This window comes from Methylobacterium sp. D54C, from assembly GCF_053345595.1.
In genome coordinates this window covers 78,210-104,399 of the sequence record NZ_JBKFAK010000005.1, presented here as the reverse complement: position 1 = coordinate 104,399, position 26,190 = coordinate 78,210, and the positions used below count along the sequence as shown (strand labels likewise).

Here is a 26,190-nt window from a genome sequence, read left to right as displayed (position 1 = left end):
CGCACCCAGGGCCAGCACGCCCCCACCGATCGGGACAGCGAGCAAAAGGAGAAACTGGGCTGTCGTCATGGGCGAAGGTTCCGCAAGGCGTGCCTCACAACCCAATGTATGACGCCACTCATGATCCAGCAAATCGCCATCGCGACGAGTACGGGCGCGAAGTGAGGGCTATCCGATAGCGCAGTCGAGATGAACGGCGCGAAACCACCCACAGCGAAGATCGCGACGGCGAGACCATTGGCGTAGGTCGACGTGAACTTGATGCGCTCGTTCGCGACGAGCTTCTCGCGCGCGTCCTCGTCCCCGTCCGACATCGAATCCGAGCCCCCCGACCGGCACCTGCGTTAGCCCACCCTGGCGATGCGGGGAACGAACGACGCCCCTCGCTTCACCGCCCCTCCACAGCCGCCTCGTCCGCCGCCCAGAGGTGCTGGGCCGCGTAGGCCCGATACGGCCGCCACGCCTCGGCCCGTGCCAGGAGCGCCGCCGGGCTCGGCCGCCCGGAGCCATCCTCCAGCGCCCGCAGAAGGCCGACATCGCCCACCGGCAGGGCGTCGGGCAGCTTGAGCGCCCGCATGGCGATGTACTGCGCGGTCCACGGTCCGATCCCGCGGATTGCCGTGAAGCGCTGAACCGCGTCCTCCAGCGACGCGGCCGGGGCGAACAGCTCCGGATCGGCGAGCGCCGCCGCCGCCAACGCCCGGATCGCCGCACCACGGGCGCGCGGCATGTTCAGGGCCAGCGCGACATCCGCCTCGACGAGATTTTCCGGTGCCGGAAAGATGTGGGTCAAGCCGCCGACAGGCTCGGCGAGCGGCGTCCCGAAGGCCGCGACCAGCTTACCCGCGAGCCCGATCGCGGCGGCCACCGAGACCTGCTGGCCGAGGATCGCCCGGCATCCGGTCTCGAACGGGTCCCAGGCGCCGGGCAGCCGAAGCCCGGACCGCGCGGCCACGAGCGGCGCCAGGATCGGATCCCCGGCGAGGCAGGCCGCGATGGCGACTGGATCCGCGTCGCAGTCGAACAGGCGGCGCAGGCGCGCGGCGACCGCTTCGGCCTGCCTGGCCTCGACGCCGCGGAGTACGACCTGCAGGCAGCCCCCGCCGGGCGCCACGGTCAGGACCCCGTGCCGACCCGCGACGCTGATCGTGCGCGCGTAGGCCGCCGCCGGGTCCGTCGCCTCGACGCCCAGGATCGCCCGCTTGGCCAGGAAGGCGCGGATCGCCACCCAGTCGTAGGGCGGCCGATAGGGCAGGCGGAGTTCGATCGCCCCCTCAAACGCGAAGGGCGGCCTCTCGGCCGCCCCGCTGATCACCGTCTGGGACAGGTCCCGCCTCAGCCGCGCTGGTCCACCGCCACGTAGTCGCGCTGGGCCGGGCCCACGTAGAGCTGGCGCGGACGGCCGATCTTCTGCGACGGGTCCTCGATCATCTCGGCCCACTGGGCGATCCAGCCGACCGTGCGGGCCACCGCGAACAGCACCGTGAACATGTCGGTCGGGAAGCCCATCGCCTTGAGGGTGATGCCCGAGTAGAAATCGATGTTCGGGTAGAGCTTCTTCTCGATGAAGTACTCGTCCTTGAGGGCGATCTGCTCCAGCTCCATGGCGACGTGCAGCAGCGGATCGTCGGTCTTGCCGAGCTCCTTCAGCACCTGGTGGGTGGTGCTCTGCATGATCCGGGCGCGCGGATCGTAGTTCTTGTAGACCCGGTGGCCGAAGCCCATCAGGCGGAACGGGTCGTTCTTGTCCTTGGCCTTGGCGACGTACTTGCTGACATTCTCGGGGGTGCCGATCTCCATCAGCATCTTGAGCGCCGCCTCGTTGGCGCCGCCATGGGCCGGGCCCCACAGGCAGGCGATGCCGGCCGCGATGCAGGCGAAGGGGTTGGCGCCCGAGGAGCCGGCGAGCCGCACCGTCGAGGTCGAGGCGTTCTGCTCGTGGTCGGCGTGCAGGATGAAGATCTTGTCGAGGGCCCGGGCGAAGACCGGGTTCACCTCGTACTCCTCGCACGGCACCGCGTAGCACATGCGCAGGAAGTTCGACGTATAGTCGAGGTCGTTCTTCGGGTAAACGAAGGGCTGGCCGATCGAGTACTTGTAGGCCATCGCGGCGAGCGTCGGCATCTTGGCGATCATGCGGATCGACGCGATCAGCCGCTGGCTCTCGTCCGTGATGTCGGTGGAATCGTGGTAGAAGGCCGAGAGGGCGCCCACCGAGGCGACCATGACGGCCATCGGGTGCGCGTCGCGGCGGAAGCCGGTGAAGAACCGGTTCATCTGGTCGTGCACCATGGTGTGGCGCGTGACCCGGTACTCGAAATCGGCCCGCTGGGCGGCGGTCGGCAGGGCGCCGAACAGCATCAGGTAGCAGGTCTCGAGGAAGTCGCCCTTCTCGGCGAGCTGCTCGATCGGGTAGCCGCGGTAGAGCAGCACGCCCTCGTCACCGTCGATGTAGGTGATCTTCGACTCGCACGAGGCCGTCGAGGTGAAGCCCGGGTCGAAGGTGAAGGCGCCGGTCTGGGCGTAGAGCTTGCCGATATCGATCACGTCCGGCCCGATCGTGCCGGTTTTCACCGGCAGTTCGATCGACTTGCCGTCCACGGTGATGGTGCTGGGTGCGCTCATGGATCGTGGACCCTTCTCTGGCGACGTGGCGGATGCCGGCCTCGGGCTGCCCGAGTCGGTCCCGGGGGCCTGAGCACACGCATTATGCTGCGGGTGCTCACAGCCATGGGTTACCCAAACGGCAGTGCAGCAGCAACGGGGTCGGTGACAACCCGCCCCCGTCGCCAAGCGAATTCCGCCAACCGATTTCCACCCAACGCAATCCGGGTCGGGGCCGGCAGTTCCCTGTCCGCTGCCGGTCCGCGCGCGGCGGTCCCAGCGCCGCCTCGTCCCCGCCTCGTCCCTGCCCTCAGCCCTGCGGCGCCTGATCTCCGAGGCGCGCCAGGGTTTCCTCCCGGCCGAGCACCGCCATCACGTCGAACAGGGGCGGGGAGGTGGTGCGGCCGGTGAGCGCCGCGCGCAGGGGCTGGGCCACCTGCCCGAGCTTGCAGCCGGCCGATTCCGCGTACTGCCGCACCGCGCCCTCGGTGGAGGTCGCGCTCCAGTCGGGCAGAGCCTCGAGCACCGGCCGCACCCCGGCGAGGCGGCCGCGCCCCTCGTCGGAGAGCAGGGCGCGGGCCTTGTCGTCGAGCGCCAGGGGCCGCTGGGCGTAGAGGTAGTAGGCGCTGTCGAGGAGCTCGATCAGCGTCTTGGCCCGCTCCTTCAGGCCCGGCATGGCCTGGACGAGCTTGTCCTTGAGATCGGGCCGCAGCGGCGCCGACAGGCCGCGCTCTGGCCCGACGTTGGGCAGGATGGTCTCGATCGCCGCGACGAGTTCGGAATCGGCGCTGGTGCGGATGTAGAGGCCGTTGAGGTTCGCGAGCTTGGCGAAGTCGAACCGCGCCGCGGAGCGTCCGACCGCGCCGAGGTCGAAGGCCGCGACCATCTCGTCGGTGGAGAAGACCTCCTGGTCGCCGTGGCTCCAGCCGAGCCGCACGAGGTAGTTGCGCAGGGCCGCCGGCAGGTAGCCGAGATCGCGGTAGGCCTCGACGCCGAGCGCGCCGTGGCGCTTCGAGAGCTTGGCCCCGTCCGCCCCGTGGATCAGCGGGATATGCGCCATCCTCGGGATGTCCCAGCCGAGGGCCGAGAAGATCTGGCTCTGGCGCGCCGCGTTGGTGAGGTGGTCGTCGCCGCGGATGATCTGCGTGACGCCCATGTCGTGGTCGTCGACCACGACGGCGAGCATGTAGGTCGGCGTCCCGTCCGAGCGCAGCAGGACGAGGTCGTCGAGGTCCTTGTTGGCCCAGGTCACGCGGCCCTGGACGGCGTCCTCGACCACGGTCTCGCCCTCGGTCGGGGCGCGCAGGCGGATCACCGGCTTGACCCCGGCGGGGGCCTCGGACGGGTCGCGGTCGCGCCAGCGGCCGTCGTAGCGCGGGGCGCGCCCCTCCGCGCGGGCGGTCTCGCGCATCTGCGTGAGCTCCTCGGCGGTGGCGTAGCAGTGATAGGCGCGGCCCGCGGCCAGCAGCTCCTCGGCGACCGCGCGGTGGCGCTCGGCGCGGGCGAACTGGAAGACCACGTCGCCGTCCCAGTCGAGGCCGAGCCAGGAGAGGCCGTCGAGGATCGCGTCGATCGCCCCCTTGGTGGAGCGCTCGCGGTCGGTGTCCTCGATGCGCAGCAGCATCGTGCCGCCGGTGTGGCGGGCGTAGAGCCAGTTGAACAAGGCCGTGCGGGCCCCGCCGATATGCAGGTAACCCGTGGGCGAGGGGGCGAAGCGCGTGACGACGGCTGAGGACATCGGTCCGGTATGTTCCGGGGCTGGTCGCGGACGGGGCGCGACGGACGGCGAAGGGGCGGCGGAGCGGCGAGGGGCTCGACAGGGCGGCCGTAGCACGAAGAACCCGCTGTAGCACGGGCCGGCGGATGCGTTAAGAATCGCCCGCAGAATCGCCCGGCCCCGACGACAGGTCGCGCGGAGCGGGGCGGCGGCGATGCGGCGGAGCGGCGCGAGGCGGGCGGACGGCGCGGTCGCGCTGATCGGCCCGCGCGCCCGACCCCTTCCCGCCGCCCTCCTGGCCGCCCTCCCGGCCGCCCTCCCGGCGCTCCGCGACTGGGTCGTCGCCGGCCTCGCCCGCGAGGCCGAGCAGCGCCGGCTGTTCCCCTGGCTGGCTGTGGCCTTCGGCGGCGGGATCCTGGTCTACTTCGCGGCGGCCGACGGCGCGCCGAGCCTCGCCGCCCCCCTGATCGCGGCCGGCCTCGCGCTGGCGCCGGTCCCCGTCCTCGGCGCGCGGCCGGCGGCCCTGGCGGCGGCGCTCGCGGTGGCGGCCGCGTTCCTCGGCTTCGCGGCGGCGACCTGGCGGGTCTCGCAGGTCGCCGCACCGATCCTCACCCGCACCACGATCGGCCCGCTCGTCGGAACGGTCGAGGCCCTGGACGAGCGCGAGGTGGGCGCCCGGCTGGTGATCCGGGTGGAGAGCTTCGCCGGCCTCGCGCCGGAGGCGCGGCCCGCCCGGGTCCGGGTCTCGTTCCGGAAGACGCCGATCCCGCGTCCCGGGGACGGCGTCGCCGCTACGGCCCGGCTGCTGCCGCCCCCGGAGGCGGCCCGGCCCGGCGGCTACGACTTCGCCCGGGACGCCTATTTCCAGGGGATCGGCGCGGTGGGCTCGCTGATCGGCACCGTCACCGTCCGGGAACCGTCCGGGCCGCCGCCGCTGGGCCTGCGGCTCGCCGCTGCGCTCGACGCGGCGCGCAACGGGCTCACGCGCCGGATCGCGGAGGCCGCCGGCGGCCAGGCGGGTGCGGTGGCGGCGGCCCTGGTGACGGGCAAGCGCGGCCTCATCGGGCCGGCCACCAACGACGCGCTCCGCGCCGCCGGCATCTACCACGTGGTGTCGATCTCGGGCCTCCACATGGTGCTGGCCGCCGGCGTGGTGTTCTGGCTGGTGCGGGCGCTCCTCGCCGCGGTGCCGCTCTGCGCGCTGCTCTGGCCGATCAAGAAGATCGCGGCCGGCTTCGCCATGGTCGGCGTCACCGCCTACTGCGCCTTCTCGGGCTGGGACATCGCGGCCGAGCGCTCGCTGATCATGACCCTGATCATGCTGGGCGCGATCCTGGTGGACCGGCCGGCCCTGTCGATGCGCAACCTCGCCCTCGCGGCGCTGATCGCGCTCGCCCGGGAGCCGGAGGGCCTGCTCGGCCCGAGCTTCCAGATGTCCTTCGGCGCCGTGGCCGGGCTGATCGCCTGCGCGCGGCTGATCGACGGGCGGCTGCTCGTGCGCCCGGGGGCCGGGCGGATCGGGCGGCTCGTCGGGACCGGCCTGTCGGCGATCACCGGGACCCTGGCCACGACCCTGGTGGCGCAGGTCGCGACGGCCCCCTTCGCCACCTACCACTTCCAGACGGTCCAGCCCTTCGGCCTCGTCGGCAACGCCCTGACCCTGCCGCTCGTCTCCCTGGTGGTGATGCCCGCCGCGGTGATCGGCTGCCTCGCCTATCCCTTCGCCCTCGACCGGCCGGTCTGGTGGCTGATGGGGCAGGCGGTGGCCGGGATGCTGGCGATCTCGGACTGGATCGCCGGGTTCGAGCGGGCGGTCCTGGTGCTGCCGGCCTTCGGCGCCGGGGCGCTAGCCCTGCTGACCGCCGGCCTGCTGCTGGGGACGCTGCCGGCCTCGCGCCTGCGCTGGCTCGCCGTGCCGCCGGTCCTGCTCGGGCTCGTCCTCGCGGCCCGGCCCGACCACTACGACCTCTACGTCGACCGGCAGGGCGCGGGGGCCGCGGTGCGGGGCCCGGACGGGCGGCTCGCGGCCCTCGGCAGCCCTTCGGGCTTCGTCCTCGAGCAGTGGCTGAAGGCGGACGGCGACGGGCGGCGGTCCGCGGCGCTGATCGTCCGGTCGGGCAGCGGGCGCTGCGACCGGCTCGGCTGCACCGCCCGGCTGCCGGACGGGCGGGCGGTCGCCCTGGTCCGGGACCGGCGGGCCTTCCCGGAGGATTGCGCCCGCGCCGCGGTGCTGATCACGGGCCTCGCGGCGCCGCCTACCTGCACGGGGCCGCTGGTGATCGACCGGCGCGTCCTCGCCGCCCGCGGGGCCGTGGCCCTCCGGACCGATGGCGACGGCTTCGCCGCGCGCTACGCCCGGGACGACGGCCGCGCCGTGCCCTGGCGGCCGGCCGCCGGGCGCGGGCCCAGACCGCCGCGGCCGGTCACCGCGGAGCCGGGCGACCGCCCCGCGGAGGACGGGGTCGCCGCGACGCCGGAGGCCGACGCCGCGCCGGGCGGAGACCTCGCCCCCGGCGACGCGCCGGCCGAGCCGCTTCAGTAACGGCGGACGAGGCTCACGAGGCGGCCCTGGATCCGGACCCGGTCGGGCCCGAGCACGCGGGTCTCGTAGGCCGGGTTGGCGGCCTCGAGGGCGATCGACGAGCCGCGGCGGCGCAGGCGCTTGAGCGTCGCCTCCTCGTCGTCGATCAGCGCCACGATGATGTCGCCGGTATTGGCCGTCTCCTGCTTGCGGATGACCACGAGGTCGCCGTCCAGGATGCCCGCCTCGACCATCGAGTCGCCACGCACCTCGAGGGCGTAGTGCTCGCCGCCGGCCACGAAGTCCGGCGACAGGGTGATGGCGTGGCTCTGGTTCTGGATCGCCGAGACGGGCGTACCGGCCGCGATCCGGCCCATGACCGGGATCGAGATGGCGCGGCCGGACTCGTCGATCATCCGCGTGCTCGCCGGGGCCGGCGGCTGCTTGGACTTACCGCCCTCGACCACGCTCGGCGTGAAGCGGCGCGGCTCGGCGGGGGCCTGAGTCGCCGGAGCGGCCTGGGTCAGGCTCTCGGGGATCCGGATCACCTCGATGGCGCGCGCCCGATTCGGGAGGCGCCGGAGGAAGCCGCGCTCCTCGAGCGCCGTGATCAGCCGGTGGATGCCGGATTTCGACTTGAGATCGAGGGCATCCTTCATCTCGTCGAACGACGGCGGGACACCGCATTCCTGCATCCGGCTCTGGATGAATCGCAGGAGGTCCAGCTGCTTGCGCGTGAGCATCGACGGGGGACTCGCGGCTTGGCGGACCGCCACGTGACGGTCTCCGAAACAAATCACGAACAGGTTAAACGTTCCGCAAGTGTTCCGCAAGAGCGGCACCGCTCGGCCCGGCGCTCCGCGGCGCGCCCGCGGGAGAAGGTCGAGAAACGCATTGACGGCGCAAGCGGAGCCGTTTCAATGCATCGCGGCGCCCCGCCGGGAAGGCGGCGGATCCGGGGCGCGGGCTGGGACCCTCTTGGAATGACGAGGATGCGACGACCCGCAGCTCTGCTGCCCCTCGGCCTCGCCGCCCTCGGCCTTGCCGGCTGCACCACCGGATTCTCCTACATCTCGCGGAACTACGTGGCGCTCACTCCCCAGGTCGTCACGATCGGCTGCAAGGAGCCCTACGAGGTCTACGACAACCGGCAGCTGCGCCGGATGCTGATCGTGTCCAACGCCCTGCGCGAGTATACCGGCTGCAACCTGAGCGAGGTCCGGATCGATCCGGAGCCGGGCGCCACCCGGGTGAAGCGCTTCCGCACCGCCGCCCGGGCCTATCTCGACGAGACCGTGCGCGAGGATTGCCGGATCACCGGCGAGACCGTGTTCGATCCGCTGAAGACCGAGTTCGCCTACGCCTGCGACGCGCCGATCGAGAAGCGCGGCACCGTGGTCCCCCGCCTGCCGGGCCGCAATCCGGGCCTCGGCGTGCGCTGACCGGCCGGCGGCGCGTCCTCAGGCGCCCGGCTTCGGGAAGGTCCGCTCCGCGGCGTCGCCGGCGGCGGCCAGCAGGGCGCGGGCGAAGGCCCGGGCCTCCGTCCGGTCGAGCACGATCGCGGCGGTGACCGGCGCACCGCCGAGGTCGGCGAGGGCGAGTTCCAGGCGCACCCCGTCGGGCACGGCGCTCGCCTGAAGGCTCCAGCCGGAGCCCCGGTCCGTGCTCTCCGCCATCGTGTTCCTCCCGCATGCCCGGCACGGCGCCGCGCGCCCACCGGAACGGCCAGGCCCGGGACCGCTCCCGGAGCCACGCTCCGGTCTTCCCTGCCTCGCCTGTCCGCGTTCCTCAAGGCCACAGGCCGCGCAGGGGTGAAGATGCGCGCCGTCGCGGATGCCGGCGGCCGCATCGCGGCGACACGGGGCGGCACGGGGCTGCGCCCGCGCCGCGGCGCGGGCGAGGGCAGGGGCGGCCGGGATGGGGGCCGGCTTCGGGGCGATTGACGCGAGGCCGCCGATGATGTCTCCCGCTGGCTCCGATCAGGTGGAGTTCGAACATGCAAGAGATCTGGTTCCGCACGGGCGAGGCCACGGTGCTGGCGGCCGAGGGCCAGTACACCGACGCCATGCCGGAGGTGCTGATCGGCTCGGTGCGCGGCCCGGTCGGTCAGGCCTTCGCGTCGATGATGGGGCAGGTCCAGGGCCACACGCGGATGTTCGTGGTGCGCGACCTCAACCAGCTCGTGCGCCCGGCCACGATGATGACCACCAAGGTCACGATCCACACGGCCGAGTATGCCGAGCTCCTCGGCGGCGTGGTCCAGGCCGCCACCGGCGACGCGATCGTGGACTGCATCATCGAGGGCATCCTGCCGAAGGACGGGCTCGACGAGCTGTGCATGATCATCATGATCTGGCTCGATCAGCGCTGCGCCGAGGACGACAACCTCGATCAGAAGGACCTCTACCGGACCAACTACGAGGCCACGAAACTCGCCATCGCCCGCGCCCTCAAGGGCGAGCCCACGGTCGACGAGCTGATCGCCAACCGGAAGACCGTGAAGCACTACGCGCTCGACGGCGTGATCGAGTACTGAGCGGCCGCTCGGCGGGGCACGCCGCCCCGTCATCGCGCGGCGAAGCGCGTCGGGGCAGCGCGCGTTCGGTGACCGTGGCGCCGCCTGGATCGCTTCGCTGCGCTGGCAAGGAGGGGGCCAGCCCGGTTCCTTCGATGGTTTGTGGGTCAACCCGGTCCCGACGCACGCCCCACGGGCGTGCGTGCGTAGAGATCGGCCACGGCACACTCGAGGCCGAAGACGGGGAGCGCCAGACGATCATCCCCGGTGAGGCGGGTGCGGGTCCAAGTCTCACCGCTGCGCACGGAAAGAGACAGTGCGCAGCTCCTCTGCTCGATCAGAAGCACGGCCTGACAGAGCGGCAACGCCTCGTAGCCCGCGCGCTTGACGTCGATCTTCGTCCGGTGCGTACCGGGCAGCTTCCGGTGATCGCTCGGCGAGAGGATCTCGGCAGCGAGGTAACAGCCCTCGACCACGTTCTGGTCGGGCTCGATGGTCGCCGCATCGATGACCGCGACATCCGGGACGTAGGTGTGTCCCGTGAGGAACGGCCTGAGGTCGATGGCGGGATCGTGGATGGCGATCCACGACGAGCCCGACCGCTCCAGAGCCGCGTTCAGCAGGCGCTGGAAATTCACGACCACGACCTGATGGATGAGGCTCGGCCGGGCCTGCATCACGATCTGGCCCTCGATGAGCTCCCACTTCTCCTCATCGGGGCGCGTCTCGATGAAGTCCCGGAAGCCCCGATGGGGATCGGTCCTGTGGATGGGCGGGGTCTTGAGAGTCGTCATGGGCAGCCAGGGCCGAGTCGACGGAGATCGAGGATTCCGCCGACGGTTCGCCCGGTCAAGGGCGCCTAACCCGGCGGGATACGCCCCACCGAGCACAGGGTGCGCATCGTGCTGCTGCCCGGGTCGGTGTAGCAGGAGGCCGACCAGCCGTTCTGCTGGATGAACGACTTGCGCCGCTCCGCCAGCGCGGTCCGGTAGGCGCTGGCGATGATCGGCTCGACGGTCGCGGCCGGTTGGCCGACGAGGATCTCGGAGGCCACCGACAGGTCGCGGAAGAAGGTCGCCGAGGGGCTTGGCTCGGCGGAGGTCGCCTGAACGATCGGCTCGGCCCGGCAGGTGACGTCGAACTTGATCGGGCCGGCCACGCGGATGTCGATGCTCGGCCCGGCGCGCTTGCCGACCCGGCCGCCGATCGCGTCGGCGATCTGGCGGGTGAGGTCGTCGCAGCTGTCGGCCCGGGCGGCCTCCGCCAGGAGGGGCAGGGCCGCGCAGGCGGCGAGGAGGAGGCGCGGGACGGCGAAGCTCGACATCGCCGCACTCTACGCGCGGCGCGGGGCCTGTCGAGGGGCTGGTCGAAGTGCCGGCCTCAGTGGAAATCCCGGCTGGGGAACACGCGCCGGTCCGGGGGCACGCCGAAATCCGTGTTCTCGGGCGGCAGCTTCATGCCGGCCTCGCGCAGGTCGCGCAGGGCGGCGGTGAGGTCGCGAAACCCCTCCGCCACGAGGTGGACCACCCCGTCCGCCCGCTGGATCCGGCCGCGCACGGCGAGGAACCGCGCCTGCATGGCGATCCGGCGGTTCGCCTCGAACACGGTCTTCCAGACGATCACGTTGGCGATACCGGTCTCGTCCTCCAGCGTCAGGAAGACCACGCCCTTGGCGGTGCCGGGCCGCTGGCGGATCAGCACGAGCCCCGCCACCGTGACCCGCGCCCCCTGGGGCAGCGCCGGATCGAGATGGGCCCGGGCCGGAATCGCGCCGATCCGGGCGAGCCGCCCCCGGAAGAACGCGACCGGGTGCCCCTGGAGCGACAGGCCGGTGGCGGCGTAATCCTCGGCCACGGCCTCGGACGGGGCCAGGGGCTGAAGGTCCACCGCCGGCTCGTGCCGGAACAGGCCGTCATCGGCGTGCCACGCGAAGAGCGGCAGGGGTGCGTCGAGAAGATGGGCGCGGCGCTCGCTCGCATCGGCCTTGGCGGCCTTGCGGGATGACGTCCCTTCCAGGGTGCGGACCATCCACAGGGCGGCGCGCCGGTCGAGGCCGAGCGAGCGGAACGCGTCCGCCTCCGCCAGCCGCTCCAGGGCGTTGCGGGGCAGGGCGAGGGACGCCTGCAGGCCCTCGATGCTGGCGTAGCCGTTGGCGCGCAGCCGCACGAGCCGGCGCATCGCGGCCTCGGGCAGGCCGCGCACGACGCGCAGACCGATCCGCACGGCGTGCAGCGCCGGATCCCCGGCCGGCTCCAGGGTGCAGTCCCAGTCGCTGGCGTTGACGCAGACGCCCCGCACCTCGACCCCGTGGGCCCGGGCGTCGCGCACCAGCTGGGCCGGCTGGTAGAAGCCCATGGGCTGGGCGTTGAGGATCGCGGCCAGGAAGACGTCGGGGTGCCGGCACTTCATCCAGGCCGAGGCGTAGACGAGGAGCGCGAAGCTCGCCGCGTGGCTCTCCGGGAAGCCGTAGGTCGAGAAGCCCCGGATCTGCGCGAAGCAGCGCTCGGCGAAGTCCTGCGGGTAGCCCCGGCGGGTCATGCCGCCCACGAACTTGTCCGCGAAGCCGCCGATCGACCCGACGTGGCGGAAGGTCGCCATCGCCCGGCGCAGCCCGTCGGCCTCGGCCGGGGTGAAGCCCGCCGCCGTGATGGCGATCTGCATGGCGTGCTCCTGGAACAGCGGCACGCCGTAGGTCTTCTGCAGGACCTCCTTCAGCTCGTCCGCCGGGCCGTGATCCGGGTGCGGGGCCGGGTACTCGACCGGGTCGATCCCGGAGCGTCGCCGCAGGTAGGGATGGACCATGTCGCCCTGGATCGGGCCGGGGCGCACGATCGCGACCTGCACCACGAGGTCGTAGAACTCCCTGGGCTTAAGGCGCGGCAGCATCGACATCTGCGCCCGGCTCTCGACCTGGAACACGCCGACGGAATCGGCCTTCGTCAGCATCGCGTAGGTCGCGGGATCGTCCTGCGGCAGGTCGGCCAGCGTCTCGTAGAAGGTGCCGTGATCCTTCTCCAAGAAATCGAGGCCGCGCTTGAGGCAGGTCAGCATGCCGAGCGCCAGCACGTCGACCTTCATCAGGCCGATCGCGTCGATGTCGTCCTTGTCCCACTCGATGAAGGTGCGGTCCGCCATGGCGCCGTTGCCCACCGGCACGGTCTCGTCGAGGCGGCCGCGGGTCAGCACGAAGCCGCCGACATGCTGCGACAGGTGGCGGGGGAAGCCGATCAGCTGGTGGGCGAGGTCGAGCGCCTGCCGGATCGCCGGGTTCTCCGGGTCGAGCCCGGCCTCGCGCACGTGCTGGTCCGGCATGCCGGTGCCCCAGGAGCCCCAGACCGTGTCGGCGATCGCCGCGGTCACGTCCTCGGTCAGGCCCAGGACCTTGCCGACCTCGCGGATCGCCATGCGGGGCCGGTAGTGGATCACCGTGGCGCAGAGGGCGGCGCGCTCCCGGCCGTAGCGGGCGTAGAGGTGCTGGATCACCTCCTCGCGGCGCTCGTGCTCGAAGTCGACGTCGATGTCGGGGGGCTCGCCGCGGTTCTCCGAGATGAAGCGGGCGAAGAGCAGCCGGTGCTTCGACGGGTCCACCGCGGTGATGCCGAGGCAGAAGCACACGGCGGAATTGGCCGCCGAGCCGCGGCCCTGGCACAGGATGCCCCGGCCGCGGGCGAACTCGACCACGTCGAACAGGGTCAGGAAGTAGCGGGCGTATTTCATCTTGGCGATGAGCCGCAGCTCCTCGCGCAGCGTCGCCGCGACGCCGTCCGGGACCTCGCCGCCGTAGCGCCAGCGCGCCCGTTCCCAGGTCTTCTCCTCCAGGTATTCCTGCGGCGTGCGCCCGGGGGGCACCGGCTCGTCCGGGTACTCGTAGTGCAGCTGCGACAGGCTGAACGCGCAGGCCTGCGCGATCTCGACGGTGCGGGCGAGCGCCTCCGGGTGGTCGGCGAACAGCCGCGCCATCTCGGCGGCGGGCTTCAGGTGGCGCTCGGCATTGGCCTCCAGGCGGTAGCCGGCCTCCCCGATCCGGCAGCCCTCGCGGATGCACGTGACCACGTCCTGCAGCGGGCGTCGCTCGGGATGGTGGTAGAGCGCGTCCGAGACCGCGACCATCGGGGCGCCGGAGGCCGCGCCCAGCTCGGCGAGCAGCCCGAGGCGCCGCCGCTCGTCGCCGCGGCGCGTGTGGCTCGCGCCGAGGAAGGTCCGGCCCGGGGCGGCGGCGGCCAGCGCCTCCAGCCGCGCCCGGAACCCCTCCGGCAGGCGCCGGGCCGGCGGCATCGCGATGAACATCTGCCCCTCGGCGGCCTCCACCATCTCGGCGAAGGAGAAGCGGCACGCGCCCTTGCGGACGCGCCGGTTGCCCAGGGTGAGCAGCCGGCAGAGGCGCCCCCAGGCGCCCCGGCCCATCGGGTAGGTGACGGCCTCGAACCCCTCCTCGGTGACGAGGCGCACCCCCGGCAGGATCCGGATCGGTGTGCCTTCCTGGTCGAGCGCCAGCGCCGCCGCATGCGCCCGGACCACGCCGGCCACGGTGTTGCGGTCGGCGATGCCGATGGCCGCGAGGCCGTAGGACGCCGCCTGCACAACGAAGTCCTGCGGATGCGAGGCGCCGTGCAGGAAGGAGAAGTTCGTGGTGACGGCGAGCTCGGCGTAGGCGGGGCCGCTCACGCGAAGAGCCCGTGGACGTACCACGCGGCCGGGCGATCAGGGGCGTGCGGGCCGTCGCGGTAGAGCCAGAGCCGGTGCCCGGCCTCGCACTCGATGCGGTAGTAATCGCGATCCGCGCCGGGCGCGCGCCACCATTCGGCGGCGATCCGCTCCGGCCCCTCGGCGTGGGCGACGCGGTGGACCCGGGCGCGCCAGCGGAAGCGCCGGGGCGGCCCCTCCGGGACGGTCGAGAGCACGTCGAGGGCGGCCTCGCCGCGGGGGAAGATCACCAGGGGGCGGGGCGGGAGGTGGTCGGGCCAGGGGGACGCGCCGGTGCGTGCCTCCTCTTCCGCCGCTGGGCCGGAAGGCTCAGCCATCACGGTTGAACGCCGACGCTGAAGGAGCGCACCCGCCCCCCGCTCCCGTTCGGGAGCGGGGGGCGGGAGAGGCGCCCGTGGCCGGCCGACGCCTCGATCGGTCGACGGTCCGTGCCCCATTCCGGCAACCCAGACGCGGCTCCGGTCGGCCCGCTCCGGCAGGTGGCTCGCCCGCGGCTCGAGCCGCAGGAGCGCCCGCCCGAGGCGCTGCGCCAGGGCGTCGGCCAGGAACCCGATCCCGTCGCCCGGGGCCGCCGCGCCGAGATCCGTCTGGCGGGCCGGCATGGGGCCGGTCACCGTCACGGCGAGCGCCACCGTCTCGAAGCCGAAGCCGGCGTCGAGGGCGGGGCCCAGCCGGTCGAGGCGCAGGGCGACGAGGGCCGCGACCCGCTCAGGATCGCGCTCGGGGCGGGACAGGCCGAGATCGATCACCCGCAGGGCGCCGTCGACCCGGTGCAGGCCGAGGCGCAGGGCGCAGGCGCCGAGCCCGTCCCGCTCCAGCCGCGGCGCGGTCTCCGCCATCAGGTCCCGGGCGGTCCGGACGATGTCCGACTGCCGCCCGATCGGGTCGAGGAAGCCGCGGGCGGCGGCGTAGGCGGTCGCCTCCGTCAGGGGCGCCAGCGGCTCGGGCCGGCGGCCCAGGGCCTGGTCGAGCCGCAGCAGCAGCGCCGCGCCGAAGCGGCGGGCGAGGGGCCCCCGGGGCAGGGCGTCGAGCTCGCCGATCCGGCGCAGGCCGAGCCGCTTCAGGCCCGCGACCGTGCCGGGATCGAGGCGCAGGGCGTCCACCGGGAGGGCCCGCAGGGCCTGCGAGGCCCCGCCCGGCGGCACCACGACCGGATCAGGCCCGCCCTGCCGCGCCAGCGCGAAGGCGGCGCCGGGCGTGTCGGCCAGCGCGATCCCCGCCGGTACGCGGCTCCGCGCGAGCCGGGCGGCCAGGTCCGCGACGAGATTCGCCTCGCCGCCGCGCAGGTGGCTCGCGCCGGCGACGTCGATGTAGAGCCCGTCCGCCGCCTCGCCCGGCCCGAACGGCGCCACGTGGGGCGCGTAGCCGCTCGCCCAGCGGCAGAGCCGCAGCAGGGCATCCCGGTCGGCCTCCGGGTCGGCCGGGTAGACCTGGAGCGGCACGCCGATCCGCGCCCGGACCCGGCCGAGGGGCTCGCCGACCCGGAGGCCGAGGGCGCGGGCCTCCGGGTCGAGGGCCACGAGCCGCAGCCCGCCGGACCCCTCGGCCGCCACCGCGAGGGGGCCGCGCTCAGGCGCGAGACCGGCCCGCCGCAGCCGCGTCACCGGCCAGTGGCTCAGGCAGATGCAGACGATGCGCGGCATGGTCCCACTCCAGAAGCCAGTCGCCGCCCCGCCCGTTGCGGCAGCGCTCGAGCCGCGCCCGCCAGCGCGGCCTGTCCAGGGTCCCGAACCGGTCCCGCGCCGCCGGCGCGGCGGCGATCCGCCAGCGCGTGGCGGCCCCGTTGGGCAGGCTGGCCGGCGCCGGCCGCAGGATCAGCAGCAGCGGCGGCGCCGGCCCTTCCGCGGCGAGCTGCAGGCGCCGGCCCGGCTTCAGCGGCAGCCCGTCCCGCAGGAGGCCGATCAGGGCCGTGAGCGCCCGCGCGTGCAGGGCCGCCTCCAGGGCGCGGAACACCTCCGCGTCGCTGCCGGCTTCCAGCAGCAGCAGGCGGCCGGGGTCGAGGCCGAGGCCGGCGAGGCCGTGCCCGTAGGGCAGGGGCTGGCCGGGCGCCGCGGCGATCAGCGCTTCCCCCGGCTCCCGGGCGAGCTGGCGGGCGCAGAGCGCCAGGGCGAAGCCCAGGGCCGCGATCGCGTCCGCGGGCTCGGCCGGCGCGATCTCGTGGGGCGGCCCGAGGGCGAGACCGCCGCCCGGCAGGTGCGCGTCGAGATCCGGAACGCCCAGCGGCAGGACCGGGGCCGGATCCCGGCCGCGATCCGGCGGCGCGAGGCGCGCCCGCAGGACCGCCAGCCGGGCCCGGGGATCGCCCCGCGCGATCGCCGCCTCGGTCTCGTCGGCAGGGTCCAGCCCCATCTCCATCGGCTCCGGTCATGCTGGACGATAGGAACATAACAGGAACATGCACAAACGGTTTCCGCGGGGTCCCGGAATCGCACGTGGCGGCAGCGGCTTGGCCTGTGGACGGCTGTGGACGCCTGTGGAATCGGCCGCCCCCGCGGGGTCCGAGGTCGCGGTTGACCGCAATCGCAGGGCGAGACCAATGTCCGGACGCCGCGCGCGTGACGCGGCCGAACCGGACCGCGCATGCGCTCAGCCCTCAGCTCAGCCCTCACCCTGACGCTCCTGCTCGCCCTGCCGGGCGCGGCGCTCGGCCAGCAGGCGGATCCGCCGGGTGCCGCCGCCCCGGATCCGGCCGCGTCCGCCCCCGCGACGGGGCGGGCGCGCCCGGCCCGCCCGCGGGTCCGCCACGCGCAGGCCCCGAGCCAGCCGATCATGGTCTACGACGCGCGGATCGAGGCCGGCGACCTGAGGATCTCGGGCTCCGTGCGCAAGCCCGGCGCGATCGTGGTGCTGGACGACGACATCTCGATCCAGGCCGACCGGCGCGGCCGGTTCACCTTCCGGCTGCCCTACCGGCCCTCGACCTGCGTGGTGACGCTGAAGGCGGAGCCGGACGAGCGCGAGGCGGTCGTGGCGAACTGCGCGCCCGAGGGTCCGCCCGGACCGCCCGGTCCCCAGGGTGCGGCGGGACCGCCCGGCGAGACGGGGGCCAAGGGCGAGACAGGGGCCAGGGGCGAGACCGGTCCCAAGGGGGATCAGGGTCTCAAGGGAGATCAGGGCCTCAAGGGCGATACGGGTCCCCAGGGCGAGCCCGGCCCGAAGGGGGAGCCCGGTGCCACGGGCGCGGCCGGCCCGCAGGGCGCACCGGGCCCGAAGGGCGACACGGGAGCCTCGGGCCCGCCGGGCGCACCGGGCTCGCGGGGGCCGATCGGGCCGCAGGGCGGCCCGGGCCCGAAGGGCGAGGCCGCCAGCCTGCGGCCCGTGCGCAAGTCCGACTGCCCGGGAGGCTGCGCGATCACCTGCGGGACCGGGGAGATGCTGGTCACGGCCCACTGCCTCAAGGGCGGCGCGCCGGTCTACGACGGGGAGGGCGCCAGCTGCCCGGCGGAGGCGACCGGCATCGTCGGGTTCTGCACGCGGCCGTGAGCCGGGCGGGTCAGCCGCCGGTCTCGCGCAGCCAGTCGAGCATCCCGGCGGCGGCCGACCGGCCGCCCGCGAAGGCGCCCTGGAGGAGGTAGCCGCCGGTCGGCGCCTCCCAGTCGAGCATCTCGCCGGCCAGGAACAGGCCGGGATGGGCGCGCAGCATGGACCGCCCGTCCAGCGCGTCGAGCCGGACGCCGCCCGCCGTCGAGATCGCCCGCTCGATCGGCGCGGAGGCGGTGAGGGTGACGGGCGCCGCCTTGATCAGCTCGGCGAGGGCCCCGGGCTCCGCCGGGAGGGCGGCGCCGGCCGCCTCGCGCAGCAGCCCCGCCGCCGCGGGCGCGAGGCCCGCGGCCTTGCGCAGCCGGGTCGCGGCCGAGTCGCCCGGCCGGGCGCCGGACAGGCGGCGGGCGAGGGCATCCCGGGTCAGGTCCGGGCGGAGATCCACGACGAGCCGCGCGCTGCCCCCGGCCGCGATCGCCTCGCGCAGGACGCGCGAGAGGGCGTAGACCGCCCCGCCCTCGAGGCCGGCCTCGGTGATCACGGCCTCGCCCCGCACCGTTGTGCCCGCGCAGGTGAGCGCCACCCGCTTCAGCGGCGCGCCGGAGAACCGCTCCCGGAACAGGTCTGACCACGCCGCCGCGAAGCCGGCATTGGCCGGACGCAGGGGCGACACCGCCACGCCGAGCCCCTCGAGGAGCGGCACCCAGCGCCCGTCCGAGCCGAGGCGCGGCCAGCTCGCCCCGCCCAGCGCCAGCAGGGTGGCGCGCGGCCGGAGGTCCAGGGGACCGTCCGGGGTCTCGAAGCGCAGGCCCCCGGCGATCCCCGTGAGCCGGTGGCGGGTGCGGATCCGGACGCCGAGGCGGTCGAGCCGCGCCAGCCACGCCCGCAGCAGGGGCGAGGCCTTGAAGCTGCGCGGGAAGACGCGCCCGCTCGTGCCGACGAAGGTCGGCTCGCCGAGATCCGCGCACCACGCCCTGAGCGCGTCGGGCGGGAAGGCCGCGATGGCCGCATCGAGGGCGCCGCGCGGATGGTAGCGGGCGAGGAACTCGGCCCGCGCCTCGCCGTGGGTGATGTTGAGGCCGCCGCGCCCGGCGATCAGCAGCTTGCGGGCGACCGACGGCATGCGCTCGTAGACCGTGACCGCGCGGCCGGCCTCGCCCAGCACCTCGGCCGCGGCGAGCCCGGCGGGCCCCCCGCCCACGATGGCGATTGCGTCCCTGTCATCCGGCATGGGGCGGGAGAGCGACAGCCCGGCACCCTCTGTCAAGGGCGAAGGCCGGATCGGCGCCGGGCGCCATGGGCCGGCCTCCGGCGTTGCGCTAGGAAACGGACACGCCCGAACGCACGTTCTTCCCGATCCCGGGCGCCGCGGTTACCGGTGCACCGGCCCGCGACCGCGGCCCGCCCGCGCCCCCCTCATGCCGCCCCAGGCCCCGTCCGTCCCGGACGGTCGGCCGGCACGGTCCGGATCAGAGGCTCTCAGACACGTGGCCAGTCCCGTCGCCGTCACCGAGATCCAGCCGCAGGCCCAGGCGCAGGCCCAGGCGCGGCCCGCCCCGCAGGCCGCGCTCAGCCCCGGCGAGATCCGCGCCATCGTCTACGGGCTGATGACCGCGATGCTGCTCGCGGCCCTCGACCAGACCATCGTGGCGACCGCCATGCCGACCATCGGCCTCGACCTCGGCGACGCCGCGAACCTGCCCTGGATCGTCACCGCCTACCTGCTGGCCTCCACGGCGGTGACCCCGCTCTACGGCAAGCTCAGCGACATCCACGGCCGGCGGGTCATGCTGCTGATCGCCATCGCGACCTTCGTGGTCGGCTCGCTCGCCTGCGCGCTCGCGCCCACGATGGTGGCGCTGGCGCTCGCCCGAGGTCTCCAGGGTGTCGGCGGCGGCGGGCTGATCGCCCTGGCGCAGACCATCCTGGCCGACATCATGTCGCCCAAGGAGCGGGCGCGCTACCAGGTGGTGATCGCGGGCGTGTTCGTGACGGCCTCGGTGGCGGGGCCGCTGCTCGGCGGCCTCTTCGCCCAGCACCTGCACTGGTCCCTGATCTTCTGGATCAACCTGCCGATCGGCGTCCTCGCCTTCGCGCTCACCAACGCCAACCTCAAGCGCCTGCCCCGCCACGAGCGCCGCCACCGGCTGGACTATCCCGGCGCCGCCCTGATGGTGGCGGGCTCCGTCACCCTCCTGCTGGCCCTGAGCTGGGGCGGGGTGCGCTATCCCTGGGACTCGGCGCCGGTCCTCGCCCTCCTCGCCGGGGCGGCCGTGCTGGGCGGCGCCTTCGCGGCGCGGCTCGCCACGGCGGCCGAGCCGCTGATCCCCACGGAGGTGCTCAAGGACCGGGTGGTCTACAGCGCGACGCTGGCCGCGTGCTTCGCCATGGGCACCTTCATCGGGCTCACCATCTACGTGCCGATCTTCCTCGAAGGGGTGATCGGGCTCTCGGCGAGCGAGTCCGGGGTGGCCCTGGTGCCGCTGATGATCGGCACCGTCACGGGCGCGACCCTGTCGGGCCGGTCGATGCTCCATTTCCGGCACTACAAGCGCGTGCCCCTGGCGATGATGTGCGTCAGCCTCGCCTGCTGCGCCACCATCGCCTGGCAGGGCCGGGCGCTGCCCTTCTGGCTCATGGAGGTGCTGTTCGCGCTGCTCTCCATGGGGATCGGGACGATCCTGCCGCTCTCGACCATCTCGATCCAGAACGCGGTGGAGACGCACCAGCTCGGCATCGCCACCGCCGCGATGAACTTCTTCCGCTCCCTCGGCGGGGCGCTGATCGTGGCGGCCTTCGGCACGATCGTGCTCGGCGGCGCCGCCGGCGGGGCGGGGGGAGGGGCCCACGACGTGGAGAGCCTGATCCGCGGCGCGGACCCGGCCCAGCTCGCCCTGACCTTCCGCCACGTCTTCCTGGCCGCCTGCCTCGGCCTGCTCGGGGCCTTCACGTTCCTGGCGCTGATGGAGGAGCGGCCCCTGCGCGAGCGCACGTCGCCCAGGATGGCCGCCGAGACCCCGGAGGCCTCCGCCTGACGGCCTCGCGGCACCGGACGCGTTCCCTCAACCCCCGCGTTCCCGTCCGGGACCGGAGGTCGCCCCGACACGCGCGCCCGCGTCGCATCGGGGCCACGGGGGCCGGAGATCGTCACCGGCCCGCGCACCGCCCGGGCATCTTGCCCTTGATTCGCCCGGATCACCCCTTACGTCGGCCCCATCGGCTGCGGGCCCCTCTGGCGGGCGCTCCTCAGCGCCCGTGATGTCGGAGCCGATGCTTTCCATTTGGAATCAGCATCAGGTCCCGCACATGATGGACGTCCTCACCGTCGAATGGCTCGGCAAGCCGTTGTGGATGTGGCTCGGGTTCCACGTCCTGATCGCCTGCCTGCTCGCCTTCGACCTCGGGCTCCTCCACCGCGACAAGGAGCACGAGATCGGCGTCCGGGAGAGCTTGGCTCTCACCGGCTTCTACCTCGCCCTCGGCCTCGCCTTCGGCGGCTGGATCTGGTGGTATCTCGGGCCGTCTTCCGCCGAGGAGTACGTCACCGGCCTCGTGGTCGAGAAGTCGCTGTCGATGGACAACGTCTTCGTCATCGCCATGATCCTCACGGCCCTGGGCATCCCGCGGGCGGCCCAGCACCGGGTCCTCCTCTGGGGCATCCTGGCGGCCGTGGTGCTGCGCGGCCTGATGATCGGGCTCGGTGCCGCCCTGGTGCACGAGGTGCACTGGGTGCTCTCCCTGTTCGCCGCCTTCCTGATCTACGCCGGCCTGAAGATCCTGATCGCGGGCGACGAGGAGGAGGGCGACTTCCAGAACAGCGCCGTCGTGCGCTGGTTCAAGACGACCTTCCGGGTCACCCCCGACCTGCACGGCCAGCGCTTCACCGTGCGCAAGACCGACCCGAAGACCGGCAAGGTCACCCTGTACTTCACACCGCTGGCCCTCGCCCTGGTGCTGGTGAACGGCGCCGACGTGATCTTCGCGGTCGACAGCGTGCCGGCGATCTTCGCGATCACCACCGACACGTTCGTGGTCTACACCTCCAACATCTTCGCGATCCTGGGCCTGCGCGCCCTCTACTTCGCCCTCGCCGCGATGGTCGACCGGTTCGCCTACCTGAAGACGGCCCTCGCCTTCATCCTGATCTTCATCGGCGCCAAGATCGTGGTCGCCGACACGTTCGAGCTCGTCCACGTGCAGCCCTGGGTCTCCCTGGTGGTGACCCTGACGCTGCTGGCGGCCGGCGTCGTCTACAGCCTCTGGCGGACCCGGACCGACGCGCCGGTCGCGCCGGCCCCTGAGGCCGGGCACCCCCGTGAGGCCCGGGCCCACCGCGCCTGAGGGGGCCCGGCGGGCGCCCGGCCCTCAGGCCGGCGGCAGCGCCGCGATCAGGTCGCGCAGGGTGGTGATGGTCGAGGCGTCGGCCACGCCGTCCACCCGCGCCGGGCGGAAGTGGCGCTGGAACGCGGTGACCACCGCCTGGGTGCGCGCGTCGAACAGCCCGGTCACCGGCAGGTCGTAGCCGTAGAGCGCGAACATCGCCTGCAGCGCCTCGACGGGCTGGCCGGCATCGCCCCGCGCGAAGAACCGGCCGTCCTGGAGGCGGGCGGGGGGCACGCGGTGGCCCACCCCCGCCGCCGCCAGACGGTCCCATGGAAAGATCTCTCCCGGATCCTCCTTGCGCTCGGGCGCGACGTCGGAATGGGCGAGCACCCGCTCCGGCGGGATCGGCCAGCGGCCGAGGATGTCCCGGGCCAGCGCGATCACCGCCTCGACCTGCGCCTCCGGGTAGGGCGGCAGGCCGCCGGCATGGCCCGGATGGACGATCTCGATCCCGATCGACCGGGAATTGACGTCGGTCTCGCCCTTCCAGGCGCCGGCGCCGGCGTGCCAGGCCCGGCGGGCCTCCGGCACCATCTGGACGATCCCGCCATCCTCGAACACGAGGTAGTGCGCCGAGACCTCGCTCAGCGGGTCGCGCAGGCGCGCGAGGGCGGCGGCCCCGCTGTCCATCCCGGTGTAGTGCAGGATCAGCATATCGAGCGGCCCCGCGCGGCGGGCGCCGTGGTTCGGCGAGGGCGCGACGCGGCGGGCGAGGGGGCTGTCGGGGGTCAGGCTCACCGCAGCCCGCGCTCCTGCGCGATCCGGTCATAGGCGGCGTTGATCGCGGCGAGCCGCCGCGTGGCGATGGCCACCGCCTCCGTCGGCAGGCCGCGGGCGAGCGCCCGGTCCGGGTGGTGCTCGGCCACCAGCGCCCGGTGGCGGGCCTTCACGGCGGCGTCGTCCGCCTCGCGGTCGAGCCCGAGGACGCCGTAGGGATCGTCCGGCAGCCGCACGTGGCGGGCGGCGATGCGCCGGAACGCCGCCTCGTCGAAGCCGAAGATGCCCGAGACCGCGCGCAGGTAGCGCTCCTCGGCCTCGTGCAGCGCCCCGTCGGCGCCGGCGATCTGGAACAGGCCGTCGAGCACGTCCTCGAGGAGCGCCGGCTCGTCGCCGAAGGTGGTCGCCAGCTGCTGGGCGTAGGCCTCGAAGCCGTTCGTGGTCTTCTTGGCGAGGTCGAACAGGCGCTCGACGCCCGCCCGCGCGGACGGCTCCACCTGCACGACCCGGCCGAACGCCTCGACCTCCGAGGGCAGCACGACGCCGTCGGACTTGGCCATCTTGGCGGCGAGCGCCACGAGTCCGGTGGTGAACACGACGTCGCGCGGCGTCCGCCCGAAGGGCGCGCCGACGCGGTCGAGCAGGAAATGACCGGCGACCCCGCCGATCAGCGCCCCGAGGGGGCCGCCGATCGCGAGGCCGAATCCGGCGCCGCCGAGCTTGCCCCAGACGCCCTGAGTCTTGGTCGCCTGATTCATGGGACGACCGGTCCCGGCGCTGATCCTCGGCTCGGCTCTGTCATCGGCGGCGGCGGGGTTCCGGCACCGGGACGGGCCCGGCCGAGCGACGGGATAGCCGCTCCGCACGCCGCGAGGAAGGGCCGGGGCGCGCCCGGCCCTTCCCCTTCAGCTCAGCGGCAGTACACGTTGCCGTAGGCGTCGCGATAGGTGCCGTAGGGGCAGCGCGGCGCGGTCGAGGCGCCCACGATGGCGCCGCCGGCGCCGCCGATCGCGGCACCCGCCAGGGCACCGCCCGCGCGGCCGGTGGCCGCCGCGCCGATCGCGGCACCGGTCAGGGCGCCGAGGCCGGCGCCGCCCAGAGCCCGGTCCTCCGGGGTGTTGCAGCCGGCGAGCGAGAGGGCGGCGATGGTGGCGATGGCGGCGGCCGTCAGCTTCTTCATGGTCCCCAGAACTCCCTTGTGAATCCGGTCCGGCCGGTGGCCGTGATCGTTGCGGATCGGGTCGAGCTTAGCAGGAAAGGAATGTCGGCCATACGGCTAAGGTTCCATCGGCCGCGAGACGCGTTGCCAGACGAGTTGCGCCCGGTTCCCGTCTCGCCCTATGCCACGTTCGGAGGCGCTCCGGCCGCGGTGCCGCGACGCCCTATCCGGCACCACGCCCGGCACCAGTCCGGCACATGTCCGAGGGTCCCATGCCGACAGCCACCACGATCGTCCGCCGGGCCGCGGTCCGCGCCGACCGCGTCGCCGACACGGTGACCCTCGACCGCGCGGGCCGGGCTGCCGTCGCCGGATCCCTGGTCGCCGAGGGCGGCCTCAGCTTCGACGTCGCGCTCACCAAGGCCGCGGCGCTCGAGGACGGCGACGCCCTGCGCCTCGACGACGGCCGGCTCGTCGCGGTGCGGGCGGCCGCCGAGGACCTCCTGGAGGTGCGCGCCGAGAATCCGGCCCGCCTGCTGCGCCTGGCCTGGCAGCTCGGCGGCAGCCACGTGGACGCCGAGATCGGCGCGGACGTGCTCTACGTGCCGGCGACGCCCGCCGCGGCCGAGCTGGTGCGCGGGCAGGGCTGCGTCGCGACCCCGGTCTCCCGTGCCTTCCGTCCCGAGCAGGCCGCCCACGATCACAGCACCTGCGGGCACGATCACGGGCACGACCATCACGCCCACCATCATCACGACCACGGGCATGAGCACGGCCATGAGCACGGCCATGACCACGGGCATGACCACGGGCATGACCACGCCCACGCGCACGATCATGGGCACAGCCACGATCACGGGCACGAGAAGCACGGCCACGATCATGCCCACGGTCACAGCCATGATCACAGCCATGATCACGGCCATGATCACGAGCACGGGCACCAGAAGCACGGCCACGTGCACGGTCCCGGCTGCGGCTGCGGCCACGATCACTAGCGGTTGAGCCGGGCCCGATCGGGGATCCCGCACCGGGCACACACCGCGGACGGTCCGCCACCGTCACGCGGCCCTCACACAGCCCTACGCGACCGTCACTCTGCCGGGACGAAGCGCAGCGTGCCGGCGCGCCGCGTGGGCTGGCCGGTGTCGTTCGTGTGATTGACGCCGTCCATCACCGGGACCTCCGGAAAGTCGAAGGGACTGACCCCGTCCAGGCAGGCCACGTTGACGGCGTGGACGTTCGGGTCCGACCGTCGCTGATGGTGCGTGTAGACGCCGCAGCGGGAGCAGAAGAAGTGCTGCGCCGCCCCGGTATGGAACCGGTAGGTCGTCAGCGCCTCCGCCCCCTCCAGGATCCTCACCCCGCCCGGCCGCGCCATGACGACGACGGCGCCGCGCATGCGGCAGTAGGAACAAGTGCAGCGTCGGATCGACGCGAGATCGTCGTCGAGGGCCGCCTCGAAGCGCACCGCCCCGCAGTGGCAGCGTCCGGACCAGGTCGTCGCGTCGTCCGCCATGGTGCTGGGCATCCCGTGCGTTTTCCTGCGATCGGGCGCGGTGGCGGAGCCAGCCGGCACACCGGACCCTAAGTTTCCGGCACCGTGCGGACAATCACCATGTCCTCACACGATGTGTCAGGAAAACTCACGCAGGGACTCCGGCGGGCCGAGATCCCTGCCGGTCACAGGCGCTTCGGGACGGGCCTGAGGCAGTAGAGGCGCGACGCCTCGGCGGACAGGCTGTCCTGGGCGGCCACGCACTGGTCGAGGGTGAGGCCGATGCTGGACGCGTAGGGCTCGTTGGGCGACAGCGCCGCGCGGGCGAGGGCCGCCAGGTACAGCAGGAACGCCGCGACCGCGACGACCAGCGCGGCGACGAGGACGCGGTTCAGCAGCATCGCCGGCGACCGCTCACGGGATCCCGACCAGCAGCAGCGCGAGCGCGAGCACCGTGAGTCCCGCTCCGATCAGCGTCACGGCGGTGTAGTCGCGTCCGGACCGCCGCGCGGGCGCGCGACCGGGCCGGATCGTGATCCGCGCCCCGGATCCCTGCGCGGGACCCGGATCCCCGGGCCGGCTCACTGCAGCAGACCCCACAGGCCCGTCGCCAGTCCGAAGGTGAGCGAGAGCATCGCTGCGCAGATCAGGACCCGGTCGATCACGCGGGCGGCCCGATCCTCCGGCTGAACGTCGATCATGGCGGGACCTCCTCTCGGCCAGAGTGACGAGCGGCTGTTGCTGACCTGTGTCGGCCCCTCGCCGGCACACGGGTTCGTGTTGTCCGCGAGGGGGGAGGGGGGCGGGCGGCCTCGAACGGGGCTGTGCCGGCAGGGCGCGGCGCCAGGGCACCGGAACACCCGGGATGCCGTGCGGTTGGACCGGCATCCCC

At 73.7% G+C, this 26,190-nt stretch carries 25 protein-coding genes; 7 read left to right on the top strand and 18 right to left on the bottom strand.

The features are described from left to right. Positions 1 to 65: 65 nt before the first annotated feature. From ACLBYB_RS13905 to gltX, 4 genes are all read right to left on the bottom strand, one after another. Positions 66 to 314, bottom strand: coding sequence for an amino acid transporter protein (locus tag ACLBYB_RS13905; RefSeq protein ID WP_447681220.1), 249 nt, complete (start codon positions 312 to 314; stop codon positions 66 to 68). A 74-nt stretch (positions 315 to 388) separates the two neighbouring features. Next, positions 389 to 1,315: a DNA-3-methyladenine glycosylase family protein gene (locus ACLBYB_RS13900; RefSeq protein WP_447699111.1), complete on the bottom strand. Its 927-nt coding sequence runs from the start codon at positions 1,313 to 1,315 to the stop codon at positions 389 to 391. 20 nt (positions 1,316 to 1,335) lie between these two features. Further along, the gene (gene gltA, locus ACLBYB_RS13895) at positions 1,336 to 2,625 is read right to left on the bottom strand and encodes a citrate synthase (RefSeq protein WP_447699110.1); all 1,290 of its coding nucleotides are present in this window, start codon (positions 2,623 to 2,625) and stop codon (positions 1,336 to 1,338) included. A gap of 289 nt (positions 2,626 to 2,914) precedes the next feature. After that, positions 2,915 to 4,342: a glutamate--tRNA ligase gene (gltX, locus tag ACLBYB_RS13890; RefSeq protein WP_447699109.1), complete on the bottom strand. Its 1,428-nt coding sequence runs from the start codon at positions 4,340 to 4,342 to the stop codon at positions 2,915 to 2,917. A 193-nt stretch (positions 4,343 to 4,535) separates the two neighbouring features. On the opposite strand from gltX, the gene ACLBYB_RS13885 reads away from it, so the two are divergent. Next, positions 4,536 to 6,863 carry a ComEC/Rec2 family competence protein gene (locus tag ACLBYB_RS13885; RefSeq protein WP_447699108.1) on the top strand — a complete coding sequence of 776 codons (2,328 nt, stop codon included), beginning with the start codon at positions 4,536 to 4,538 and terminating at the stop codon, positions 6,861 to 6,863. Here ACLBYB_RS13885 and lexA read toward each other — a convergent pair. After that, positions 6,857 to 7,585, bottom strand: a complete 729-nt coding sequence (gene lexA / locus ACLBYB_RS13880; protein ID WP_020092270.1) for a transcriptional repressor LexA — start codon at positions 7,583 to 7,585, stop codon at positions 6,857 to 6,859. The two genes, ACLBYB_RS13885 and lexA, sit on opposite strands and share 7 nt — an antisense overlap. A 249-nt stretch (positions 7,586 to 7,834) precedes the next feature. Here lexA and ACLBYB_RS13875 point away from each other — a divergent pair, with 249 nt between their 5' ends. Then, complete coding sequence (locus ACLBYB_RS13875) at positions 7,835 to 8,284, top strand: hypothetical protein (RefSeq protein WP_026604787.1); 450 nt, start codon at positions 7,835 to 7,837, stop codon at positions 8,282 to 8,284. A gap of 18 nt (positions 8,285 to 8,302) precedes the next feature. Here the strand turns inward: ACLBYB_RS13875 and ACLBYB_RS13870 are convergent, their stop codons facing one another. After that, positions 8,303 to 8,518 (bottom strand): hypothetical protein, encoded by a 216-nt coding sequence (locus ACLBYB_RS13870; RefSeq protein WP_020092272.1) that lies wholly within the window; start codon positions 8,516 to 8,518, stop codon positions 8,303 to 8,305. Between the two features lie 320 nt (positions 8,519 to 8,838). Here ACLBYB_RS13870 and fae point away from each other — a divergent pair, with 320 nt between their 5' ends. After that, complete coding sequence (gene fae, locus ACLBYB_RS13865; RefSeq protein ID WP_020092273.1) at positions 8,839 to 9,378, top strand: formaldehyde-activating enzyme; 540 nt, start codon at positions 8,839 to 8,841, stop codon at positions 9,376 to 9,378. A gap of 146 nt (positions 9,379 to 9,524) precedes the next feature. Here the strand turns inward: fae and ACLBYB_RS13860 are convergent, their stop codons facing one another. The 5 genes from ACLBYB_RS13860 to ACLBYB_RS13840 all read right to left on the bottom strand — a co-directional run bounded on the left by ACLBYB_RS13860 (position 9,525) and on the right by ACLBYB_RS13840 (position 16,416). Further along, entirely contained in the window at positions 9,525 to 10,151 is a 627-nt protein-coding gene (locus ACLBYB_RS13860; RefSeq protein ID WP_042675400.1) for a Uma2 family endonuclease, read from the bottom strand. Positions 10,152 to 10,216: 65 nt separating this feature from the next. Beyond that, positions 10,217 to 10,681, bottom strand: a complete 465-nt coding sequence (locus ACLBYB_RS13855; RefSeq protein ID WP_447699107.1) for a hypothetical protein — start codon at positions 10,679 to 10,681, stop codon at positions 10,217 to 10,219. Positions 10,682 to 10,737: 56 nt separating this feature from the next. Then, the gene (locus tag ACLBYB_RS13850; protein ID WP_447699106.1) at positions 10,738 to 14,022 is read right to left on the bottom strand and encodes an error-prone DNA polymerase; all 3,285 of its coding nucleotides are present in this window, start codon (positions 14,020 to 14,022) and stop codon (positions 10,738 to 10,740) included. Then, positions 14,019 to 15,704 carry a Y-family DNA polymerase gene (locus tag ACLBYB_RS13845; RefSeq protein WP_447699105.1) on the bottom strand — a complete coding sequence of 562 codons (1,686 nt, stop codon included), beginning with the start codon at positions 15,702 to 15,704 and terminating at the stop codon, positions 14,019 to 14,021. The genes ACLBYB_RS13850 and ACLBYB_RS13845 overlap by 4 nt, the downstream gene beginning before the upstream one ends. Then, positions 15,631 to 16,416, bottom strand: a complete 786-nt coding sequence (locus ACLBYB_RS13840) for an ImuA family protein (protein ID WP_427507976.1) — start codon at positions 16,414 to 16,416, stop codon at positions 15,631 to 15,633. The genes ACLBYB_RS13845 and ACLBYB_RS13840 overlap by 74 nt, the downstream gene beginning before the upstream one ends. A 225-nt stretch (positions 16,417 to 16,641) precedes the next feature. Here ACLBYB_RS13840 and ACLBYB_RS13835 point away from each other — a divergent pair, with 225 nt between their 5' ends. Next, positions 16,642 to 17,544, top strand: a complete 903-nt coding sequence (locus ACLBYB_RS13835) for a collagen-like protein (protein WP_447699104.1) — start codon at positions 16,642 to 16,644, stop codon at positions 17,542 to 17,544. Positions 17,545 to 17,554: 10 nt separating this feature from the next. Here the strand turns inward: ACLBYB_RS13835 and ACLBYB_RS13830 are convergent, their stop codons facing one another. Continuing rightward, positions 17,555 to 18,772 (bottom strand): TIGR03862 family flavoprotein, encoded by a 1,218-nt coding sequence (locus ACLBYB_RS13830; RefSeq protein WP_447699207.1) that lies wholly within the window; start codon positions 18,770 to 18,772, stop codon positions 17,555 to 17,557. A 256-nt stretch (positions 18,773 to 19,028) separates the two neighbouring features. Here ACLBYB_RS13830 and ACLBYB_RS13825 point away from each other — a divergent pair, with 256 nt between their 5' ends. Then, the gene (locus ACLBYB_RS13825) at positions 19,029 to 20,576 is read left to right on the top strand and encodes an MDR family MFS transporter (RefSeq protein ID WP_447699103.1); all 1,548 of its coding nucleotides are present in this window, start codon (positions 19,029 to 19,031) and stop codon (positions 20,574 to 20,576) included. 271 nt (positions 20,577 to 20,847) lie between these two features. Then, positions 20,848 to 21,882, top strand: a complete 1,035-nt coding sequence (locus tag ACLBYB_RS13820) for a TerC family protein (RefSeq protein ID WP_447699102.1) — start codon at positions 20,848 to 20,850, stop codon at positions 21,880 to 21,882. A gap of 24 nt (positions 21,883 to 21,906) precedes the next feature. Here ACLBYB_RS13820 and ACLBYB_RS13815 read toward each other — a convergent pair whose 3' ends face one another. From ACLBYB_RS13815 to ACLBYB_RS13805, 3 genes are all read right to left on the bottom strand, one after another. Then, positions 21,907 to 22,662 carry an N-acetylmuramoyl-L-alanine amidase gene (locus tag ACLBYB_RS13815; RefSeq protein WP_447696651.1) on the bottom strand — a complete coding sequence of 252 codons (756 nt, stop codon included), beginning with the start codon at positions 22,660 to 22,662 and terminating at the stop codon, positions 21,907 to 21,909. Then, positions 22,659 to 23,399: a TerB family tellurite resistance protein gene (locus ACLBYB_RS13810; protein ID WP_447681231.1), complete on the bottom strand. Its 741-nt coding sequence runs from the start codon at positions 23,397 to 23,399 to the stop codon at positions 22,659 to 22,661. Before ACLBYB_RS13810 ends, ACLBYB_RS13815 begins: the two co-directional genes overlap by 4 nt. A gap of 152 nt (positions 23,400 to 23,551) precedes the next feature. Next, positions 23,552 to 23,821 (bottom strand): hypothetical protein, encoded by a 270-nt coding sequence (locus tag ACLBYB_RS13805; protein WP_012318984.1) that lies wholly within the window; start codon positions 23,819 to 23,821, stop codon positions 23,552 to 23,554. Positions 23,822 to 24,072: 251 nt separating this feature from the next. On the opposite strand from ACLBYB_RS13805, the gene ACLBYB_RS13800 reads away from it, so the two are divergent. Next, positions 24,073 to 24,798, top strand: coding sequence for an urease accessory protein UreE (locus ACLBYB_RS13800; RefSeq protein WP_447699101.1), 726 nt, complete (start codon positions 24,073 to 24,075; stop codon positions 24,796 to 24,798). A 95-nt stretch (positions 24,799 to 24,893) separates the two neighbouring features. Here ACLBYB_RS13800 and ACLBYB_RS13795 read toward each other — a convergent pair whose 3' ends face one another. From ACLBYB_RS13795 to ACLBYB_RS13785, 3 genes are all read right to left on the bottom strand, one after another. Next, positions 24,894 to 25,319 (bottom strand): GFA family protein, encoded by a 426-nt coding sequence (locus ACLBYB_RS13795; RefSeq protein ID WP_447699206.1) that lies wholly within the window; start codon positions 25,317 to 25,319, stop codon positions 24,894 to 24,896. 164 nt (positions 25,320 to 25,483) lie between these two features. Continuing rightward, entirely contained in the window at positions 25,484 to 25,699 is a 216-nt protein-coding gene (locus ACLBYB_RS13790; protein ID WP_447699100.1) for a hypothetical protein, read from the bottom strand. Between the two features lie 13 nt (positions 25,700 to 25,712). Next, a complete protein-coding gene (locus ACLBYB_RS13785; RefSeq protein WP_447699099.1) occupies positions 25,713 to 25,883 on the bottom strand; it encodes a hypothetical protein in 171 nt (56 codons plus the stop codon). Positions 25,884 to 26,190: the final 307 nt, after the last annotated feature.

What these genes read in the sequence shown, in the direction of transcription:
- ACLBYB_RS13790 (WP_447699100.1), bottom strand. Translation starts at nt 25,699, where the DNA reads ATGCTGCTGAACCGCGTCCTCGTCGCCGCGCTGGTCGTCGCGGTCGCG.
- ACLBYB_RS13805 (WP_012318984.1), bottom strand. Translation starts at nt 23,821, where the DNA reads ATGAAGAAGCTGACGGCCGCCGCCATCGCCACCATCGCCGCCCTCTCG.
- fae (WP_020092273.1), top strand. Translation starts at nt 8,839, where the DNA reads ATGCAAGAGATCTGGTTCCGCACGGGCGAGGCCACGGTGCTGGCGGCC.
- ACLBYB_RS13840 (WP_427507976.1), bottom strand. Translation starts at nt 16,416, where the DNA reads ATGGAGATGGGGCTGGACCCTGCCGACGAGACCGAGGCGGCGATCGCG.
- ACLBYB_RS13800 (WP_447699101.1), top strand. Translation starts at nt 24,073, where the DNA reads ATGCCGACAGCCACCACGATCGTCCGCCGGGCCGCGGTCCGCGCCGAC.
- ACLBYB_RS13855 (WP_447699107.1), bottom strand. Translation starts at nt 10,681, where the DNA reads ATGTCGAGCTTCGCCGTCCCGCGCCTCCTCCTCGCCGCCTGCGCGGCC.
- ACLBYB_RS13835 (WP_447699104.1), top strand. Translation starts at nt 16,642, where the DNA reads ATGCGCTCAGCCCTCAGCTCAGCCCTCACCCTGACGCTCCTGCTCGCC.
- gltA (WP_447699110.1), bottom strand. Translation starts at nt 2,625, where the DNA reads ATGAGCGCACCCAGCACCATCACCGTGGACGGCAAGTCGATCGAACTG.
- lexA (WP_020092270.1), bottom strand. Translation starts at nt 7,585, where the DNA reads ATGCTCACGCGCAAGCAGCTGGACCTCCTGCGATTCATCCAGAGCCGG.
- ACLBYB_RS13830 (WP_447699207.1), bottom strand. Translation starts at nt 18,772, where the DNA reads ATGCCGGATGACAGGGACGCAATCGCCATCGTGGGCGGGGGGCCCGCC.
- ACLBYB_RS13905 (WP_447681220.1), bottom strand. Translation starts at nt 314, where the DNA reads ATGTCGGACGGGGACGAGGACGCGCGCGAGAAGCTCGTCGCGAACGAG.
- ACLBYB_RS13875 (WP_026604787.1), top strand. Translation starts at nt 7,835, where the DNA reads ATGCGACGACCCGCAGCTCTGCTGCCCCTCGGCCTCGCCGCCCTCGGC.
- ACLBYB_RS13810 (WP_447681231.1), bottom strand. Translation starts at nt 23,399, where the DNA reads ATGAATCAGGCGACCAAGACTCAGGGCGTCTGGGGCAAGCTCGGCGGC.
- ACLBYB_RS13845 (WP_447699105.1), bottom strand. Translation starts at nt 15,704, where the DNA reads ATGCCGCGCATCGTCTGCATCTGCCTGAGCCACTGGCCGGTGACGCGG.
- ACLBYB_RS13870 (WP_020092272.1), bottom strand. Translation starts at nt 8,518, where the DNA reads ATGGCGGAGAGCACGGACCGGGGCTCCGGCTGGAGCCTTCAGGCGAGC.
- ACLBYB_RS13860 (WP_042675400.1), bottom strand. Translation starts at nt 10,151, where the DNA reads ATGACGACTCTCAAGACCCCGCCCATCCACAGGACCGATCCCCATCGG.
- ACLBYB_RS13820 (WP_447699102.1), top strand. Translation starts at nt 20,848, where the DNA reads ATGATGGACGTCCTCACCGTCGAATGGCTCGGCAAGCCGTTGTGGATG.
- gltX (WP_447699109.1), bottom strand. Translation starts at nt 4,342, where the DNA reads ATGTCCTCAGCCGTCGTCACGCGCTTCGCCCCCTCGCCCACGGGTTAC.
- ACLBYB_RS13885 (WP_447699108.1), top strand. Translation starts at nt 4,536, where the DNA reads ATGCGGCGGAGCGGCGCGAGGCGGGCGGACGGCGCGGTCGCGCTGATC.
- ACLBYB_RS13795 (WP_447699206.1), bottom strand. Translation starts at nt 25,319, where the DNA reads ATGGCGGACGACGCGACGACCTGGTCCGGACGCTGCCACTGCGGGGCG.